At 62.9% G+C, this 18,057-nt stretch carries 19 protein-coding genes and 6 tRNA genes; 9 read left to right on the forward strand and 16 right to left on the reverse strand.

Annotated features, from left to right (window positions below; translation table 11 throughout):
- Position 1: 1 nt before the first annotated feature.
- On the reverse strand, positions 2 to 202 hold the full coding sequence (locus tag G8767_RS04850) for a hypothetical protein (protein ID WP_003943331.1): 201 nt from the start codon (positions 200 to 202) through the stop codon (positions 2 to 4).
- A 111-nt stretch (positions 203 to 313) separates the two neighbouring features.
- On the opposite strand from G8767_RS04850, the gene G8767_RS04855 reads away from it, so the two are divergent.
- Both G8767_RS04855 and G8767_RS04860 read left to right on the forward strand, forming a co-directional pair.
- On the forward strand, positions 314 to 1,540 hold the full coding sequence (locus tag G8767_RS04855) for a histidine kinase (protein ID WP_346842958.1): 1,227 nt from the start codon (positions 314 to 316) through the stop codon (positions 1,538 to 1,540).
- Positions 1,495 to 2,172, forward strand: coding sequence for a response regulator transcription factor (locus G8767_RS04860; RefSeq protein WP_166809512.1), 678 nt, complete (start codon positions 1,495 to 1,497; stop codon positions 2,170 to 2,172). Before G8767_RS04855 ends, G8767_RS04860 begins: the two co-directional genes overlap by 46 nt.
- A 26-nt stretch (positions 2,173 to 2,198) precedes the next feature.
- Here G8767_RS04860 and pdxT read toward each other — a convergent pair whose 3' ends face one another.
- On the reverse strand, positions 2,199 to 2,804 hold the full coding sequence (pdxT, locus tag G8767_RS04865) for a pyridoxal 5'-phosphate synthase glutaminase subunit PdxT (RefSeq protein ID WP_166809513.1): 606 nt from the start codon (positions 2,802 to 2,804) through the stop codon (positions 2,199 to 2,201).
- A complete protein-coding gene (gene tesB, locus G8767_RS04870) occupies positions 2,804 to 3,673 on the reverse strand; it encodes an acyl-CoA thioesterase II (protein ID WP_166809514.1) in 870 nt (289 codons plus the stop codon). The genes pdxT and tesB overlap by 1 nt, the downstream gene beginning before the upstream one ends.
- Positions 3,674 to 3,710: 37 nt before the next feature.
- Between tesB and G8767_RS04875 the strand changes: the two genes are divergently transcribed.
- A complete protein-coding gene (locus G8767_RS04875; protein ID WP_240951933.1) occupies positions 3,711 to 4,376 on the forward strand; it encodes a hypothetical protein in 666 nt (221 codons plus the stop codon).
- Positions 4,377 to 4,412: 36 nt separating this feature from the next.
- On the opposite strand, the gene G8767_RS04880 is transcribed toward G8767_RS04875, so the two are convergent.
- The 3 genes from G8767_RS04880 to G8767_RS04890 all read right to left on the reverse strand — a co-directional run bounded on the left by G8767_RS04880 (position 4,413) and on the right by G8767_RS04890 (position 7,411).
- Positions 4,413 to 5,234, reverse strand: coding sequence for an acyl-CoA thioesterase II (locus tag G8767_RS04880; RefSeq protein WP_019748291.1), 822 nt, complete (start codon positions 5,232 to 5,234; stop codon positions 4,413 to 4,415).
- Positions 5,235 to 5,347: 113 nt separating this feature from the next.
- Entirely contained in the window at positions 5,348 to 6,859 is a 1,512-nt protein-coding gene (locus tag G8767_RS04885; RefSeq protein ID WP_166809515.1) for an HNH endonuclease signature motif containing protein, read from the reverse strand.
- Between the two features lie 129 nt (positions 6,860 to 6,988).
- A complete protein-coding gene (locus G8767_RS04890; protein WP_124569698.1) occupies positions 6,989 to 7,411 on the reverse strand; it encodes an NUDIX domain-containing protein in 423 nt (140 codons plus the stop codon).
- Positions 7,412 to 7,573: 162 nt separating this feature from the next.
- Here G8767_RS04890 and G8767_RS04895 point away from each other — a divergent pair, with 162 nt between their 5' ends.
- Positions 7,574 to 8,050 carry a RidA family protein gene (locus G8767_RS04895; protein WP_046379901.1) on the forward strand — a complete coding sequence of 159 codons (477 nt, stop codon included), beginning with the start codon at positions 7,574 to 7,576 and terminating at the stop codon, positions 8,048 to 8,050.
- A 100-nt stretch (positions 8,051 to 8,150) separates the two neighbouring features.
- Here the strand turns inward: G8767_RS04895 and pdxS are convergent, their stop codons facing one another.
- From pdxS to G8767_RS04940, 9 genes are all read right to left on the reverse strand, one after another.
- A complete protein-coding gene (gene pdxS, locus G8767_RS04900; protein WP_124569700.1) occupies positions 8,151 to 9,059 on the reverse strand; it encodes a pyridoxal 5'-phosphate synthase lyase subunit PdxS in 909 nt (302 codons plus the stop codon).
- Between the two features lie 171 nt (positions 9,060 to 9,230).
- On the reverse strand, positions 9,231 to 10,253 hold the full coding sequence (locus G8767_RS04905; RefSeq protein WP_042951805.1) for an NUDIX domain-containing protein: 1,023 nt from the start codon (positions 10,251 to 10,253) through the stop codon (positions 9,231 to 9,233).
- Entirely contained in the window at positions 10,250 to 11,377 is a 1,128-nt protein-coding gene (locus G8767_RS04910; protein WP_166809516.1) for a glycosyltransferase family 4 protein, read from the reverse strand. Before G8767_RS04910 ends, G8767_RS04905 begins: the two co-directional genes overlap by 4 nt.
- A complete protein-coding gene (locus G8767_RS04915; protein ID WP_166809517.1) occupies positions 11,374 to 12,276 on the reverse strand; it encodes a phosphatidylinositol mannoside acyltransferase in 903 nt (300 codons plus the stop codon). The genes G8767_RS04910 and G8767_RS04915 overlap by 4 nt, the downstream gene beginning before the upstream one ends.
- Positions 12,273 to 12,968, reverse strand: a complete 696-nt coding sequence (gene pgsA, locus G8767_RS04920) for a phosphatidylinositol phosphate synthase (protein WP_166809518.1) — start codon at positions 12,966 to 12,968, stop codon at positions 12,273 to 12,275. Before pgsA ends, G8767_RS04915 begins: the two co-directional genes overlap by 4 nt.
- Before the next feature lie 81 nt (positions 12,969 to 13,049).
- Positions 13,050 to 13,604, reverse strand: a complete 555-nt coding sequence (locus tag G8767_RS04925; protein ID WP_095970499.1) for an HIT domain-containing protein — start codon at positions 13,602 to 13,604, stop codon at positions 13,050 to 13,052.
- Positions 13,601 to 15,658, reverse strand: a complete 2,058-nt coding sequence (gene thrS / locus G8767_RS04930) for a threonine--tRNA ligase (protein ID WP_166809519.1) — start codon at positions 15,656 to 15,658, stop codon at positions 13,601 to 13,603. Before thrS ends, G8767_RS04925 begins: the two co-directional genes overlap by 4 nt.
- A gap of 131 nt (positions 15,659 to 15,789) precedes the next feature.
- A complete protein-coding gene (locus G8767_RS04935) occupies positions 15,790 to 16,200 on the reverse strand; it encodes a TIGR02611 family protein (RefSeq protein WP_166809792.1) in 411 nt (136 codons plus the stop codon).
- Between the two features lie 212 nt (positions 16,201 to 16,412).
- Positions 16,413 to 16,484: transfer RNA gene (locus G8767_RS04940), tRNA-Val, on the reverse strand.
- Between the two features lie 293 nt (positions 16,485 to 16,777).
- Between G8767_RS04940 and G8767_RS04945 the strand changes: the two genes are divergently transcribed.
- The 5 genes from G8767_RS04945 to G8767_RS04965 all read left to right on the forward strand — a co-directional run bounded on the left by G8767_RS04945 (position 16,778) and on the right by G8767_RS04965 (position 17,281).
- Positions 16,778 to 16,850: transfer RNA gene (locus G8767_RS04945), tRNA-Gly, on the forward strand.
- 25 nt (positions 16,851 to 16,875) lie between these two features.
- Positions 16,876 to 16,946, forward strand: a tRNA-Cys gene (locus G8767_RS04950).
- A 1-nt stretch (position 16,947) separates the two neighbouring features.
- Positions 16,948 to 17,022, forward strand: a tRNA-Val gene (locus tag G8767_RS04955).
- Between the two features lie 92 nt (positions 17,023 to 17,114).
- Positions 17,115 to 17,190, forward strand: a tRNA-Gly gene (locus tag G8767_RS04960).
- Positions 17,191 to 17,206: 16 nt separating this feature from the next.
- Positions 17,207 to 17,281, forward strand: a tRNA-Val gene (locus tag G8767_RS04965).
- A 148-nt stretch (positions 17,282 to 17,429) separates the two neighbouring features.
- Here the strand turns inward: G8767_RS04965 and G8767_RS04970 are convergent.
- Entirely contained in the window at positions 17,430 to 17,909 is a 480-nt protein-coding gene (locus G8767_RS04970; RefSeq protein WP_166809520.1) for an alpha-isopropylmalate synthase regulatory domain-containing protein, read from the reverse strand.
- Positions 17,910 to 18,057: the final 148 nt, after the last annotated feature.

Raw genomic sequence — 18,057 nt, forward strand, 5'->3', positions numbered from 1 at the left:
GTCAGTCGTTTCGTCGCTCGGGTATCGCCGTCTCCCTCGTTCGGACTGCATTCACGATGTCGAAAGCACCGATGATCGCGAGGATCACGCCGAGTGGCCCGCCGCGAAACCAGAAGAACTCGGCGTCACGCGCGAACAGCCACAGGCAGCCGCCACCGACGACCAAGAGAATGCCGATCATCAACTCGAATCGAATTTTCATGCCTCCAGCGTGTCTTCTCTCTCGAATCCGCACATCAGTCATCGGAACAACGCCGATCTCATCATTTGGTATGACAAGTCGAGCGCCCCGATGTGCTCTGATAAGTCTGTGGTGACCAGAAGTCGGAGTGTCGGCAAGTGGAACGATCCGCTCATCGCCTTCGGCTTGTTCGCGATCGGGGCGCTCCTCTACCTCGTCGGCTTGTACGAAATGTGGACCGATGTCGGAGCTGTCGCCGACGTCCCCGTCGGAGTCCGGATCGGGATGCTGGCTCTGCTGTGTGCAATCGACTCGTTCCGGCGGGTGCGCCCGGCCACGGCCCTGGCGGCGGGGACCGTCATCGTCGCGGTCGACGCCGCCCTTGGCCCCACTCTGCCGATGTGGCTGGTTCTCTCGGATCTCACCTACGCCGCAGTTCTGTACGGGACGGCTCGGCTGGGCCGCGTGGTGTGTTCTCTGACCGCGGTGACGGTTGCCGCGCTCACTGCCCTCGTTTACCTGTCCACCCAGGACGTCCGCGCTGCAGCCGGAGCAGGCGTCGTGACCGCTCTGTTCTTCGGTACGCCGGTGTGGTGGGCACTGGTCATCCGTCGACAGGTCGAACTGACCGAGGCCGAACGTGAGCGTTCCCGAGTCCACGAGGCACTCGCCGTTCTGGACCGCGAGGCCGCAGTCGCTCACGAACGCGCGACCATGGCGCGCGATCTGCACGACGTGATCGCGAGCCATCTCTCCGCCATCGCAATCCACTCGGAGGCCGCACTCTCCACCGCAGCTCTCTCCGCTGAACGGGGCGAACCCGACGATGAACGACAAACTGGCTTGAGGGAGATGATCGGAGCGATCAGATCGAGCAGTCTCGCGGGCCTTTCCGAGATGCAGTCGATGATCGAACTGCTCCACGCCGGAGACGACGAGACCCCGGACCCGCGTTCCTCTCCCCCGAGGCTGACCGAGTTGCCCGTCGTCCTGGACGCAGTTCGGGCAGCCGGCGCAGCCGTGCACGTTGCGATCGACATCGATGCTGCCGACCTGCCGAGCGTCGTCGATCACACCGCGTATCGGATCACCCAGGAGGCGTTGACCAATGCGCTCAAGCATGCGCCTGGTGCACCGATCTCGATGTCGATCTCTCTCCAGCACAATGCATTACAGATCGAGATCCGAAACCCCGTCGGTCGCGGCACATCCAGTGTGCCGGCAGGAACGCACGGACTTGCAAACATGCGTCACCGCGCCGAGCTGCTGGGCGGTTCACTCGACGCACTTCCGGTCGACGGAGAATGGACGGTATGCGCGCAGCTACCGGTCCCCGCACCGAGCGGAACGGATCGGTGATCACCGTCGCCCTGGTCGACGACCACGCCGCGATCCGTTCCGGACTGTCGATGATCCTGCGGCAGCACGACGACATCGATGTCGTCGCGGAGGCCGGTGACGGAGCGTCGGCGATCACCGTCACTCGCACGCACCAACCCGACGTCGTGCTGATGGACATCCGGATGCCAGGCACCGACGGCATCGAAGCGACACGTCAGATCGTCGGCACTACCCGAAGCCACGTACTGGTGTTGACCACCTTCGATCTCGACGAATACGTCTTCGCGGCCCTGCGCGCTGGTGCGTCGGGATTCCTGCTCAAGACTGCGACCGCGGACGAGCTGACCAGCGCTATCCGCAATGTCGCAGCCGGAGATGCAGTGCTCGCTCCTCGCGCGGCGCGTGCACTGATCGGCGAGTTCGTCCAGCGTGCACCCAAACCCACCGAACCGATGGGATTGAGCGAGCTCACCGACCGTGAACGTGAGGTGCTCGCGCTGCTGGGGACCGGTCTGTCCAATGCCGAACTGTCGCGGGAACTCGGTGTCGGTGCTCCGACGGTGAAGTCGCATGTGTCGCGAGTTCTGTCGAAGTTGCACCTCACCTCACGCGTCCAGGCGGCGATCCTTGCCCGCGAACTGGAGCTGTAGGTTCGGCCGAGGCTGAGTATGCGTCGTTATCCGCGCACCAGATCGACGAACAACTCGTGCACCCGACGGTCACCGGTCACCTCGGGATGGAATGACGTGGCGATCACCGAGCCCTGCCGAACCGCGACGATCCGGCCCGCGGCCTCTCCCGCAGCGGCGGGAACCTGCGCAAGGACCTCCACGCCCGGACCGACTCGCTCCACCCACGGGGCGCGGATGAAGACGGCGCGGATGGGATCACCGATGATGCCCTCGAACTCCAGGTCGGACTCGAAAGAATCGACCTGCCTGCCGAAAGCGTTGCGGCGCACCGTCATGTCGATGGCGCCGAGATGTTCGGCGTCCGGCCGGGTGTCGAGTACCTCGCTGGCGAGCAGAATCATGCCGGCACACGAACCGTAGGCCGGCAGCCCGCCGCGGAGTCGCTCACGAAGCGGTTCCAACAGTTCGAACACCTGCAGAAGCCGGCTCATGGTGGTGGATTCGCCACCCGGAATCACGATTCCGTCTACCTTGTCCAACTCCTCCGGCCGACGGACACCCACGGCATCGGCACCCGAATCATCAAGTGCGGCAAGGTGCTCGCGAACATCACCCTGGAGAGCGAGTACACCGATCAAAGGACGCGTCATCACACAGTTCCTGTCTTGTTCTCACGGCTGTTCTTGCTCTCATCGCCGTCGGGTTCGCGTTCCAGACGCGTCAAACCCTCCTGAACCACCGCTGCCACCATGTTGCCATCGCGATCGTAGATACGCCCCTGAGTGAGCGCGCGACCGAAACCTGCCGACGGTGACGTCTGGTCGTAGAGCAACCACTCGTCGGCCCGGAACGGACGCAGGAACCACATCGCATGATCGAGCGAAGCAGTCTGCGTCTTCACGCCCCGGTGCGGGACTTTCGAAGTTCCGAGCAGGGTCATGTCACTGAGGTACGCAAGCGTGCAGATGTGCAGCAGCGGACGATCCGGCAGAGCCTCGCGGTAGCGCATCCACACGCGTTGTTGCGCGGCGAGATCCGGCGCTGACGCGCTCTGCTCAGCGGGCACAATTCTGATGTCCCAGTTCTTCCACTCCTGGTAGAACTGCGATTCAGCCAATTTGGGAACAGTCTGGGCGTCCGGCAAGTCCTCCGGCGCCGGGACGGAGGGCATCCGATCCTGGTGCTCGATACCTTCGTCGTCGACGTGGAACGAGGCCGACATCGTGAAGATCGTCTTGCCGTCCTGGACTGCGTTCACCCGGCGGGTGCAGAACGAGCGTCCGTCGCGGATGCGGTCCACCAGGTAGACCGTCGGAATCTTGGGGTTGCCCGGACGCAGGAAGTATCCGTGCAACGAGTGCACGTGGTAGCTCTCGTCAACGGTGCTCACGGCAGAAACCAACGACTGCCCGGCAACCTGCCCGCCGAACGTCCGCTGAAGGGCGGTGGGATGGACTGCACCACGGAAGATGTCCTTCTCCAGGTGTTCGAGCGCGAGGATCTCCTCGATACCAACCATGAGTCCTCCGAAAACATAGACCGCCACACTGGGCGCGATGACGGTTCACAATATCGCCTCGGCGAGCGGGCACGGCACCATGGTGGGCGTGAGTACATTCATCCCGTCCACTCCCCTCGCCCTGGCCGAGCAGATTGCAAGGCTGAGCGGATCCCTTCCGTCGGTGGCGGTAGTAGCGATCGACGGACCTGATTGTGCGCAGCCGTCTCGGCTCGCGGAACTGGTCGGCGCCGCCGTCGAGTCCCACAACAGACCGAGCGCTGTTGTGTCACTGCACGACTACGTGCGACCGGCCTCGCTGCGATACGAGTTCGGGCACGAGGATGGGTTGAGTTACCGCACCATCTGGTTCGACTATCCGGCACTCGATCGCGAAGTGATCACCGCGGCCCGCACCAAACGAACGCTGTTGCCGAAACTCTGGGACGAACCCACCGATCGATCGGCTCGCTCGATCCGGGTCCCTGTCCATGAGCGCGCGGTCATCGTGATCGCCGGTCCGATGTTGCTCGGGCGTGGGCTGGAGTTCGACGTCAGCGTCCGCCTGGACATGAGCGAACCTGCCATGCGACGGCACACTCCGGAGGCGGATCTGTGGACCGTCGACGCACTCCTCGAACACCGCTCAGAGGTGTCCGAGGAGGTCGATTTCGAGGTCAGGTACGACCATCCAGCTCGGCCTGCGGTGCGGTCTCGCCCCTGAAGGGTCTCACTGCGATGGGCCTCACTTCAGGCGACGTCACTTCGGCCGATAGAGCCTGGTCAGGCCTTCCTGGACGACTGCAGCAACCATATTTCCTCGGCTGTCGAAGATTCGTCCCTGCGTCAGTGCGCGACCGAAGCCCGCTGACGGCGACGTCTGGTCGTACAACAGCCACTCGTCGGCCCGGAACGGACGCAGGAACCACATGGCGTGATCGAGCGACGCGCTTTGCATGGCGACGTCCATGTGAGGGCCGCGGGAAGATCCGAGCAGCGTCATGTCGCTCATGTACGCAAGCGTGCACACGTGAAATACCGGGTCGTCCGGGAGAGCCTCGCGGGAACGGAACCACACTTGCTGCTGCGCGGCAGCGCCCGGACGTTTGTTGATGTCGGCCTTCGGCACCATTCGCAGGTCCCAGTCGGACCACTCGCGCGCCAACCACGCAGTTTCGGGGTCTTCCGAATCCTGGGCAATGGCCAAGGTCTCGGGGTCGGGGACCGGTGGCATCTCGTCCTGGTGCTCGATGCCTTCGTCCTGGACGTGGAAGGATGCCGACATCGTGAAAATGGCTTGTCCGTCTTGGATTCCGGTGACGAGTCGGGTCGCGAACGATCGACCGTCTCGAACTCGATCCACCAGAAAGACCGTCGGTTCCATCGGATTGCCCGGACGCAGGAAGTACCCGTGCAGCGAATGTACCGAGTAGGCCGGATCGACTGTGCGTACCGCCGATACCAATGCCTGGCCGGCGACCTGGCCGCCGAAAGTGCGGGTCAGGGTGGTCTCCGCGATGATTCCTCGAAAGATGTCCCGCTCGAGGCGTTCCAACTCCAGAATTTCTTCGATCCTCGCCATCGATGCTCCACATCTTCCCGTGTACCGACGTCTACCGACCTTCACACAATGCCTGACGCACCCCCCGCCACCAAAGTGGGCATCCAAAATCAAGGATTGACACGCCGATCTACTCAGAATGGTGGTGGATCGTCTCCGTGCTCGACGGTCTTCCGTCGGCCCCTCTTCTTCATTCGCAGGTGCATTCGTAACCGCTGCCGCCGGCGTTCACCTTTGACGCGCACAGCCTTGTTTTCCAGACGTGTGCGCCGACGCCGACCGCCCTCGGGCGGTACTGGCTCGAGCATTCCCGACAGCAGACCTGACGGCCTCGTTCGGTAGCAATGTCCGGTCGGCGAGGTCAGCATGACGCTGCGGTCCGGGTTCGAGGTGTGCATCCACTGACCGGAATGCTTGAGGCGGTGATGGTTTCGACAGTAAGCACTCATATTCGACGCCACGGTCTTTCCACCACGAGTGGGATCGCGATGATCAAAAGGTTCAGTGTGATCGAGATCTGAATTCCATGCCGCGACATCGCAGTGCAACCACTGGCAGCTTCCTGCGATCACCCGCAACCAGGTGTCGAGGACAGCGCCCGGGCGGTACACGAACGCCGAAGGGGTTACGGGCGAAGGTGCTTGCTCGCTCGCACCGGCAGACTCACGCTCCGCGTCGGCTGGAACCTTCACCTTCCGAATCACCGCACCCGCAGCGATGTCACGCGCATGCTCCGCACTGATCACTCCGTACCCGTCGAGGTGAGCGGGTTCGTCTGCGCCTGGTGCTTCACCACCTTGAAGCGCGGACTCAAGCACGACCACATGAACCAACGGCCGACTCACCACAACAATCCCGCTTCGATCTTGTGGGCAGTCGGCCCGGCCGCAATCGCACGGCAGAATCGTCGACCCTGCTACCAATGCTCCCAATGCGTCGGCTCGTCGCTGCTCGTACTTACGGGAATCATGTCGACACACCGACAGTGCCAACTCCCGCAACCGACCGTCGAAAGCCCGTGCGTCCTCCGCCGGAATACTCCCCAAGATCCGGGCCATTCCGTCCTCGGCAGCGCTAACACCCACGAACCGATCGGCCAGGGCGCGGCGTCGACGTTCCCTCATTCCCTCGGGATCCACCACGGCGACGATCCGGTCGATAGCCGCTGTCAATCGGCGACCGGTCAGGCCCGTACCGCCGGGAATCGGTGGGGCCGAAATCTTCTCGAGGAGTTGCCGTTCCACCTCGTCGATCACATCGTCGGCGACGTTGGCCGTTGCGGAGTCGATCAAGCCCACTCGATAGAGATCGAGTTCTCCACGCGCCATAGCGGCACGCGTGCGATGGAGGCGAGTCTTGAGAGAAAAGCCGAGACCGATCAACTTTCCCGCCGCGGCACGACCCATGGTCAACGCCGCGCCGAGCTCTGCCTCAGCCAGTTCGTGAGCGGTGGACGACCACGCGCCGGCATCGGAGTGGTCAGCGCTGCGACGCTCGAAGAACTCGGCAATGGCGGCGAGTTTCCGTTCCACGAGCATCGATTCACGCGCATGCAGGTCGGCGATGAGATCGATCAGGGCGCAGTCGGATTCGGCACCGGGCAGCTGCGCTGCGGTACCTGAACTTCCTACTCCGTCATCGAACATTCCTCAACCATATTCGAAACTCTGTTCGAATCTCTATGGTTTCCGGAAATCAGTCCGAAGAATCCCGATTGACCGAAAATTGTTGCGGAGCAACATTTGCAGCCACTCTTGTTTCGGCAACGGATTCCACTACTGAATCAGGGCGTCGATAATGCGGGCGACTCCGGCCGGGTAGATGGGGCGGTCGGACCCACCTGTCAGTACCCAGTGGACTGGACTACCTTCGTCGAGGACTCGGAGTTGCACGTCGAGCGGAATCGCATCGATGTCAGCCGAGTCGACTGCAAAGACATGGACAATCTCATGCCCAAGTCGCCCCTCGAACTCGAAGATGTTCTCGACGACCTCGAGCAACTCGACGCTCCCCAACGTGACGCCGAGTTCCTCCGCGAACTCGCGTCGCAGCGCCGCCTCGGCCGTCTCACCGAACTCGATACCGCCACCGATCAATCGATGGAAGTTCTCCCCCGTGACAGAGTCCGTGCCGTCGAGCATGAGTACGTGACCGGAACGGACAGGTAGCCCCAGCGAGATGTTGCGAATTGACGACATACAACAAAGCTTAGGTGGCCGAATCGAACACCATTTTGAATCCGACGACAGCGAGTATCACGAAAAGTGATGGGGTGGGCGCAAATACGACTTGGACTTGCAGACACCGCCGATGACAGACTCGAACACCATTCCCGGACAAAAGAACCCATTGAGGAACCGATGAACGACGCAAGTACCTGGACCGCACGACTCGCCGCACTCGACCTGACCCTCCCGCCTGTTGCCACCCCCGCAGGCTCATACCTTCCCGCCGTTCAGACGGGGTCATACGTCTACACGTCGGGGCAATTGCCGCTCGTCGAGGGCACTACGACGTGCATCGGCAAGTTGGGCGAGGGCGTCTCCGTCGAAGACGCCGCCCAGGCGGCGCGGTTGTGCACTCTCAACGGACTCGCGGCCGTTGATGCCTTGGTCGGTCTCGACCGCATCGTTCGGGTCGTCAAGGTCGTTGGATTTGTTGCTTCGGGATCCGGATTCTCGCAGCAACCCCAGGTGATCAACGGTGCGTCCGACCTGCTGGCCGAGATCTTCGGTACCGCTGGACAGCACGCCCGCTCGGCGATCGGCGTGGCCGAACTCCCCCGAAACAGTGCCGTCGAGGTCGAGTTCGTGTTCGAGGTATCGGACAGCATCTGACGGTCCGCCAGACCCCGAAGGGGCAGCGGTTGCCAATGCAACCGCCGCCCCTTCTTGTGTAAAGACTTTCAGGCACTGAGCCCGGTCGTCGGACCTGCTGTCACCAACCGCGCTCTGCGAGGCGGTGTCCGACGGGCAGGTCGTCGACGTTGATGCCGACCATTGCCTCACCGAGTCCGCGTGAGACCTTGGCGAGCACGTCCGGGTCGTCGTAGAACGTGGTGGCCTTGACGATGGCCTCGGCGCGCTGCTTCGGGTTGCCGGACTTGAAGATGCCCGATCCGACGAACACGCCTTCGGCGCCGAGCTGCATCATCATCGCAGCATCTGCCGGGGTGGCGATGCCGCCGGCGGTGAACATGGTGACAGGCAACTTGCCGGCCTTGGCGACCTCGACGACCAGTTCGTACGGGGCCTGCAGTTCCTTGGCGGCTACGTACAGTTCGTCCTCGCTGAGCGAGGTCAACCGGCGGATCTCGCCGCGGATAGTGCGCATATGGGTGGTGGCGTTGGAGACGTCGCCGGTGCCGGCTTCACCCTTCGAGCGGATCATGGCCGCGCCTTCGTTGATGCGACGCAGTGCTTCGCCGAGGTTGGTGGCGCCACAGACGAAGGGAGCGGTGAACTTCCACTTGTCGATATGGTTGGCGTAGTCGGCCGGGGTCAGGACCTCGGACTCGTCGATGTAGTCCACGCCGAGGCTCTGCAGGATCTGCGCTTCGACGAAGTGACCGATGCGTGCCTTCGCCATGACGGGGATGCTGACGGTGGAGATGATGCTGTCGATCATGTCCGGGTCGCTCATGCGGGAGACGCCGCCCTGCGCGCGAATGTCCGCGGGGACCCGCTCGAGTGCCATGACGGCGACGGCGCCTGCGTCTTCGGCGATCTTGGCCTGCTCAGCGGTGACCACATCCATGATCACACCGCCCTTGAGCATTTCAGCCATGCCGCGCTTGACGCGTGCGGTGCCGACGGCGGTGGTGGGGGCAGAGTCGGGGGTGCTCACAGCAAACTCCTGCAGTAGTGGCGTGACAAAAGAAACGAGGCACGGCGAACACACGAGTTCGTTCGCTCGGAGGCCTCTGGCCAGAACTCTAGGACTAACCGGCCTTCGATTCCGTATCCAATTTGGCATTGCTGGCCTTAAACGGCCGCGACCGCTGAACGGCCGACCGGTTCAACGGATGGAACGCACTTCCGGATCCTCGGAACCGTCCGCGATCGTCGCCGCCTCCACCAGGAGGTTTGCCAGATCCAACGGGTAGACGGGCTCACCGGACTTGGCCAGTCGGCGGATCTCGTCGGCGCTGCACCAGCGATGGCCGGTGATCGCGCGCTGCTCCAATTCCGTGTGGCCTTGGAACACCGGCTCGAAGCCGTGAGTGCGTGTGGCGAAGAACAGCTCTTCCGAACGGATCAGCTCACCGTCGAACGGGAAGATCGCCACGCGACGCCAGAGCGGACCTCGCAGGTTCTCCGGCGCTACCTTGAACCCCGTTTCCTCCTCGATCTCACGAACCGCGGCCGCTCGCAGATGTTCGCCGCGTTCGAGCCCGCCACCGACGGTGAACCAGAAGTAAGTGTTCGGGATCTTGGGATCGTGGCCGCGCAACAGCAGCACCCGATCCTCCTCGTCCAGCATCACCACCCGGGCGGAGGTCCGCGACGTGTCGACGGTGATGCCCTCGGGCACCGCCGCCGCGGTCGTGCGCTCCGATATCTCGAAGTACTGAGGCAGCGGTGCCGTTCCCCCGAGGTGGAGCCAGCGAACAAGTCGACGCGTACGCAACGCGAGAGTGTCTCGCACCGCGTCGTTGTGGAACCGCCGAGCGATCAGCACCCTCGCCTCGGCATCGGCCAACTCGGCCACCAGTTGAGGTCGCAGCGACGTCGTGCCATAGGCGGCAAGAGCGTTGGAGAGCCTGTTTTCGGCCAGTTCGCGATCCTGACGATCCGCTCGTTCGGCAGCGTCCGCCAAGGTGACGAATCTGCGAGCGTCGTCGGCGCTCATGTCCACCGCCGCAGCGCGGACAACCGCGGCACGACGAGACAGTGCCGCATCGAGCGCCAGCCACGACTGATCCGAACGCACATGCAGCCGATCGAGTCGGTTCGCCGTCCCGTACGCCCACAGTCCGACGACCAGGACGACGGCAGCGACGAGCCCGAGAATGAAGATCGTCAGAGCGGAGAAGGTCATGAACCCACCACGCGTACGCCGGTGCCGCCGACCGTGACGGTCTCGTAGACACGCAGGATCTGTTCGGCCACCACCGGCCAGTCGTATTCGGCAACAACACTTGTCGCGGTGTTGACGAGCGCGCGTCGTCGATCCGGGTCACCGAGAACGGAATCGATTGCCTCGGCCAAGGCATCGGAGCTCCCGATGGGGACCAGCAAGCCTGCCTGACCGTCGCGAAGAACACGGCGGAAAGCGTCCAACTCACTCGCCACGACGGCAGTGCCCGCCGCCATGGCCTCGACCAGCACGATCCCGAAGCTCTCACCGCCGAGATTGGGCGCGCAGTAGACGTCCGCACTGCGAAGCGCCGACGCTTTCTCCTCATCGCTGACCTGCCCGAGCAGGCGGAGATGCTTGAAGTATTTGCCCGCCTCTTTGCGGAGTTTTTCCTCGTCGCCGCGTCCGACCACGATCACTTCGAGATCCGGATGACGCTCGACCAACTCCGGCAGCGCACCGAGGAGGACAGCCATCCCCTTCCGCGGTTCGTCGTAGCGACCGAGGAACAGAATGGTTCCACCTTCGCGCGGGTAGCCGGGCAACATGTCGGCCTCGGCAAACGCTGAGACGTCGACGCCGTTGGGAATTTCGACCGCGTCGGATCCGAGGGACTCGACCTGCCAACGACGCGCCAACTCCGAGACTGCGATCCGGCCGCTGATCTTCTCGAGATACGGAGCCAAGACACCCTGAAAAGTGCTCAGCACCAAGGACTTCGTGGTCGACGTGTGGAAGGTGGCGACGATCGGGCCTTCCGCGATACGCAACGCGAGCATGGACAGACTCGGCGCATTGGGTTCGTGGATATGCAGAACGTCGAAGTCACCTTCCGCGATGAACTTGCGGAGGCGGGCGTTCGCCGTCGGGCCGAAGGACAACCGCGCAACAGAACCGTTGTAGGGAATCGCGACGGCTTTACCGGCGGAAACCACAAAATCCGGCAACTCGTCGTCGTCGGACGACGGCGCCAGCACACTCACTTTGTGGCCACGTTCGATCAGCACCTCGGCCAGATCCACCACGTGCGCCTGCACGCCGCCGGGGACGTCGAAGGAGTACGGGCAGATCATGCCGATTTTCATTCACCCTCCATGCGGGCGAGCCGCGATTCGGAGAGGTCCGAGCGCCACAGAGGTTGAAGCATGTGCCAGTCAGCGGGGTGCGCTGCGATGTTGACCGCGAAACGGTCGGCGAGTGCCTGTGTGGCCGGGCCGACGCCGCCGGAAACGTCGATCGGTGGGTCGATCTTGAAACCCCATCCGTCGGGAGTGAACCAGCAGTGAACCGGTAGCAGCGGCGCGCCGGTGTCGATCGCGAGCTTCGCCGGGCCGGCGGGCATGCGAGTCGGTTCTCCGAAGAACGTGACCGGTACACCCTTCTTCGCCAGATCGCGCTCCCCCAACAGGCACACGATCTTGTTCTCTCGCAGGTGCTTGGAGAGTTCGACGAACGGAGGATGCTCCCCGCCGCTGAGCGGGAAGATCTCGAAGCCGAGACTCTCGCGATAGTCGACGAACCGTTCGTAGAGGGATTCGGGCTTGAGCCGCTCGGCAACGGAGGTCAACCCACCCCATTGCTGAACACACCACACCCCGGCCATGTCCCAGTTGCCACTGTGCGGCAACGCCAGCACTGCGCCATGACCTGCCGCCATCGCTTTTTCCAGATGTTCCTGGCCTTCGACCAGCGCATGCAGCGCTTTACCGGTGGCGACCAGGTCCATCGACGGAAGTCGGAACGCCTCACGCCAGTACCGGGCGTACGAGCGCATCGAATCCTTGATCAACTGATCCGGAACTTGCTCCGGTGTCGTGCCCAGAACTCTCGCGAGGTTCTTCCTGAGTTGTTCGGGACCGCCCTTGCGTACCGCGAAATCCGCTCCGGCGTCGAACAGCTTGACCGCCACCGATTCCGGCAGGCCTCGCACCAGACGCCAACCCGCGGCGTATCCCAGATCGGTTGCACGCTCGGCAAAGCTCATTTCTCTGCCTCGCCGTCCGTTTTAGGCTCGCCATCGGTGTTCGGCGCGCCTTCGACCGTCGATGCGGCCGGGGCGATCGGCAGAAGTTCCCGGGCGCCAGGGGAATTGCGCACCGCGAGCACTCGCTGGAAGACCGTCACGATGCTTCCGGCGGCAAGTACCCACATCGCGATGTGGATCGCCCACGGTAGACCCATACCCGTCAGGCCAGATCCGACCAGCACGATGATCAGTCGGTCCGGGCGCTCGATCCACCCGCCGTCCGCAGTCAGCCCGCTCGCCTCCGCGCGCGCCTTCGCGTACGAGATGACCTGCGAGGTGACGAGGCAGATGAGCGTCGCGACTAGCAGCCACTTGCTGTTCTCGTGGTAGACCGCCCACCAGGCGAGGCCGGCAAAAATCGCGCCGTCGGCCACGCGGTCGCAGGTCGCGTCCAGTACCGCCCCGTACCGCGTTCCGCCGCCGCGAGCACGAGCCATTGCGCCGTCGAGCATGTCGAACATGACGAAGAACCAGATGAACATGGTTCCCCAGAACAGATGTCCGGACGGAAACAGCGTCACCGCACCGGCGACGCTTGCCACCGTGCCGATCACTGTCACCGAGTCCGGCGTCAGACCGGTCTTGACCAGCGCCTTCCCCATAGGTGCCGTCACCTTGGACACCGATGCGCGCCCGAAGAAGCTCAACACCGCAGGAACCCTCCCCGTCGTGAGTTCCGGTTCGGAACTCGTTGCAGCAATGCATCCTGCCATGAAGCCGGATGCGTCAACCTATTGTTGCCAGGCACCGGCGAGTAGTCCCCTGGTCTCCCGCAGCAATTGCGGCATCACCTTGACCCCACCGAGCACGGTGATGAAATTTGCGTCGCCGCCCCAACGTGGCACTACGTGTTGGTGAAGGTGCTCGGACAGCGAACCGCCCGCAGCCGCACCGAGATTCAGGCCCACGTTGAATCCGTGAGGATTCGACACGCTCTTGATCACCCGCAACGCCTGCTGGGTGAACGCCATCAACTCGGCGCTCTCCTCCGGCGTCAGGTCTTCGAGTGCCGCGACCTTGCGGTACGGAACCACCATCAGGTGCCCCGGGTTGTACGGGTACAGGTTCAGAACCGCATAGACATGCTCACCGCGGGCAACGATGAGCCCTTCTTCGTCCGACATCTTCGGAATGTCGATGAACGGTTCACCCGTCGTACCCGGGGTGTTGGGCGCCTCGGTGATGTACGACATCCGATGCGGCGACCAGATGCGCTGCAAATGGTCAGGGTCGCCGACACCGTGGTCGATCAGCGAACCTGGCCCCTCGTCACCGGGGGCGCTCACTGCGCCACACTTGGCTGCACCAGTTCGGCTGTCGGCGAGGCGTTCTCGCGGCGGCCGATCCACTCGGTGATGATCCGGACGGCGTCGTCGACGGGAATTCCGTTGATCTGCGTGCCGTCGCGGAAACGGAAGCTGACCGCGCCGGCCTCCACGTCACGCTCGCCCGCGAGGAGCATGAAGGGGACCTTCTGCGTGGTGTGGTTACGGATCTTCTTCTGCATACGGTCGTCGCTGAAGTCGACTTCGGCGCGCACACCGGCTGCCTTGAGCTTCTTCGTGACGTCGAACAGGTGATCGGCGAACGCCTCGGCCACCGGAATTCCGACGACCTGCACCGGTGCCAGCCACGCTGGGAAGGCTCCGGCGTAGTGCTCGGTCAGCACACCGAAGAACCGTTCGATCGAGCCGAACAGCGCGCGGTGGATCATGACCGGACGAGTCTTGACGCCGTCGCTGCCGGTGTACTCGAGTTCGAACCGTTCCGGCAGGTTGAAGTCGAGCTGGATGGTCGACATCTGCCAGGTGCGGCCGAGGGCGTCCTTGACCTGAACGGAGATCTTGGGACCGTAGAACGCGGCTCCGCCCGGATCCGGAACCAGTGTCAGGCCCGAAGCTTCGCCGACCTCGGCGAGCGTTGCGGTCGCCTCTTCCCAGACGTCGTCGCTACCGACGAACTTGTCCGGGTTCTTGGTGGACAGCTCGAGGTAGAAGTCGTCGAGGCCGTAGTCCTTGAGCAGGTTCAGCACGAACTGCAGCGTGGTGGTCAGCTCGTCGCGCATCTGCTCACGGGTGCAGTAGATGTGAGCGTCGTCCTGAGTCATGCCACGCACACGGGTCAGTCCGTGGATGACGCCGGACTTCTCGTAGCGGTAGACCGAGCCGAACTCGAAGAGCCGCAACGGCAATTCACGGTACGAGCGTCCGCGAGCACGGAAGATCAGGTTGTGCATCGGGCAGTTCATCGGCTTGAGGTAGTAGTCCTGGCCCGGCTTGCGCACAGTGCCGTCCTCGTTGAGCTCCTCGTCGACGTGCATCGCCGGGAACATGCCGTCGCGGTACCAGTCGAGGTGACCGGAGACCTCGTACAGATGCCCCTTGGTGATGTGCGGAGTGTTGACGAACTCGTAACCCGCCTCGATGTGGCGGCTGCGCGAGTAATTCTCCATCTCCGTGCGGATGATGCCGCCCTTGGGATGGAACACCGGCAGACCCGAACCGAGCTCGTCGGGGAAGCTGAAGAGGTCCAGTTCGGTCCCGAGCTTGCGGTGATCACGACGCTCTGCCTCGGCGAGCAACTCGAGGTACTCGTCCTGAGCCTCGGTGGACTCCCACGCGGTGCCGTAGACACGCTGAAGATCGGCGTTGTCCTGGTTGCCACGCCAGTAAGCGGCCGAGCTTCGGGTCAACTTGAAGGCCGGGATGTGCTTGGTGGTCGGAATATGCGGGCCGCGGCACAGATCGGACCAGATCTTGTCGCCGGTACGAGGATCGAGATTGTCGTAGATGGTCAGCTCGTTGCCACCCACCTCCATGATCTCGGGATCGTCGATACCGGACTTGTCGTCGATCAGTTCGAGCTTGAAAGGTTCGTCGGCCAACTCGACCCGAGCGTCCTCGATCGAATCGACCACTCGACGCGAGAAACGCTGCGATCCCTTGATGATCTGCTTCATACGCTTTTCGAGCTTGGCCAGATCCTCCGGAGTGAACGGACGATCCACCGCGAAGTCGTAGTAGAAGCCGTCCTTGATCGGCGGACCGATCCCGAGCTTCGCGTCGGGGAATTCTTTCTGGACCGCCTGCGCGAGGACATGGGCCGCGGAGTGTCGGATGACGCTGCGGCCGTCTTCGGTGGAAGCCGCCACCGGCTCGACGTCGACATCGGCCTCAGGTGTCCACGACAGATCCTTGAGCGTTCCCTCGCCATCCCGGACAACGACGATCACGTCGGGCCCCTTTGTGGGGTATCCGGCTTCACGCACTGCAGTCCCGGCGGTCGTCCCCGCGGGCACCCGAAGTGGGGCGGCTGAGTGCTCTGGCGCGGGACTGGTCACGGCGATGTGCTCCTAAGGTATTGCGACAAGTAAGACAGGCGTCGTACCCACTGCGAGCACGCGCACGATCATGTTATCGGCCCTACCGACATGTCGAGACAACCGAGTGAAGGAAATCGGCCGCGTTCAGCTCACAGTGGCGATTCGAGCCACGAGTAGTCCAGGCCCACCCATGTCCCGATCAGGCCGAAGGTGCCGAGCACCCACAAAGTCGCCAGGACGATCACTGTGGTGAACAGAACGCCCAATCCTTTGACGAACAACGACTGCTTGCCGAACCATTCCATGAACCTGTCGTATCGAGCCTTCGCGAAATGAAGGAGTCGATGTGCCCACGCGAACTCCGACGCCAGGATGCCGAGGCCGGCGAAGACGATGAGCCAACCGGGCCCGGGGTACGGAATAGCCACGATGCCGGCGGCGAACACGATCGTGCCCACGACTCCGACGCCGATGCGGTACGCAAGATTGAGTGTGGGCCGCGCGGCGATTCCAGCACGCCACCGCTCCCAGCGGGACTCTGCCTCTTGAAAGACGGACAGGTCTGAATCGTCGACGGAAGAATCGACCTTTTCGGTACTCAAGTCAGTCACCTTTTCGGTCGCGAAATGTCTCTTCGACCAGGCTACCGAAATCGTCGCCCGGCGACCTGCGACGACGGTCTGCATGCCGAAACCACCGCGCCCTCGAACAGCTGTGCTCTCAAACGACTGAAGGCGTCCCCGATGATCGGGAACGCCTTCAGTATTTTCTGTGGTCCCGGCTGGGATCGAACCAGCGACCTTCCGCGTGTGAAGCGGACGCTCTCCCACTGAGCCACGGGACCGTAAGTCATCCGAACGCATGCGCTCGAACGAGTTGGAACATTAACACGGCTGCGCGGCGAACACGAATCACCAGGTTGGCATTCGTTTTGCCCGAGGAGACCCCGAAATCCACGAATTCGAACCGATTTCAGGCCGTATTCATCGCCAAGTCGGACTGTTGCAACGCCCGCGACGGGTCGATTCGACGTCGAACACGCCACTGAGCTGGTGATTTGTGTGTATCCGACACGGTCGGCTAATGTTTCCAACGCACCGAGGAGAGCGAGCTGCTCCCCAAGCAACACGGTGCGATGCGGACGTGGCGCAGCTGGTAGCGCACAACCTTGCCAAGGTTGGGGTCGCGGGTTCGAATCCCGTCGTCCGCTCGAGAGGTGTGACTCAACCTTTTACGGTGGAGTGGCCGAGTGGTGAGGCAACGGCCTGCAAAGCCGTGCACACGGGTTCGATTCCCGTCTCCACCTCGCGCGATTAGCTCAGCGGGAGAGCGCTTCCCTGACACGGAAGAGGTCACTGGTTCAATCCCAGTATCGCGCACCACGTCAGGCCCTCGGGCCTGATGGTCAAGACCTGCTTGCAGGTCTGATAAGTTAGAAAAGTACTGAGTTCCGGTAACGGAGTTCATTGCTCATGCGGACGTGGCGCAGCTGGTAGCGCACAACCTTGCCAAGGTTGGGGTCGCGGGTTCGAATCCCGTCGTCCGCTCCATTTTTCTCCAGAACCCGCGCGATTAGCTCAGCGGGAGAGCGCTTCCCTGACACGGAAGAGGTCACTGGTTCAATCCCAGTATCGCGCACCATTTGAGAATGCAGAAAGCCGGAACCTCAGGGTTCCGGCTTTCTGCGTTCGAGCGCCAAACATACGGGGCCGCGGTACTGACGCAGGGCCCCTCGGGCGCTCCGTGTCAGTACCGCGGTTGATGTAGCTGATCAGATTGTTGTCACTGCTCAGTGAGAGAAGCGGTTCGCTGCCGAAGTCATCGCGCGCAGCGAGGACTCCGTCGACGACTCCGCAATACCCATCGCCCAGCTCCGACGTCCGTCGCACTCGGTGAAGATGAACGTCGCAGTGCGGTGGCCGATCTGGTGCTGATGGAAAGACAGGATCTCGAGCGAGATTCCCGCGTCGTGCAGCATCGACGTCATGGCCGAGATCGCGCCGGTCGAGGTGGCGGACGCCTTCTGGATGCGCTCCCCCAGCCCGAGTGTCGCTTCGAAGGTCCAACGACCCGGTGCGATCTTCTCGGAGGACCACGCACCCAGACGGATCGGGCCGCTCATAGCCGCATACGTGGACTCGAACTCGGTCCACGACATCGCTGAGCATTCGGCACGCAGGCCGGCGGGCAGGGATTTTCCGTGACGCGCCGCGAAGGGATCAGCAGCGGTAGAAGAAGAATCAGAAGCGAAAGCGAAGTTGTAAGTCATGATCGTGGTCTTCCTGGAATGAAGTGGAGGACCAACTGGTAGCAAGACGACCCGCAGCGAGGGGTCGGTCCGATTCAGACCCCGCTACGGCGGCTTACTACGAGAATTCGCTTCATGAGAGACGAGGCTAGGTGGCCTGGTTCCATAA

The sequence above is a fragment of the Rhodococcus sp. IC4_135 genome, from assembly GCF_011602025.1.
Lineage (GTDB): Bacteria > Actinomycetota > Actinomycetes > Mycobacteriales > Mycobacteriaceae > Rhodococcus_F > Rhodococcus_F baikonurensis.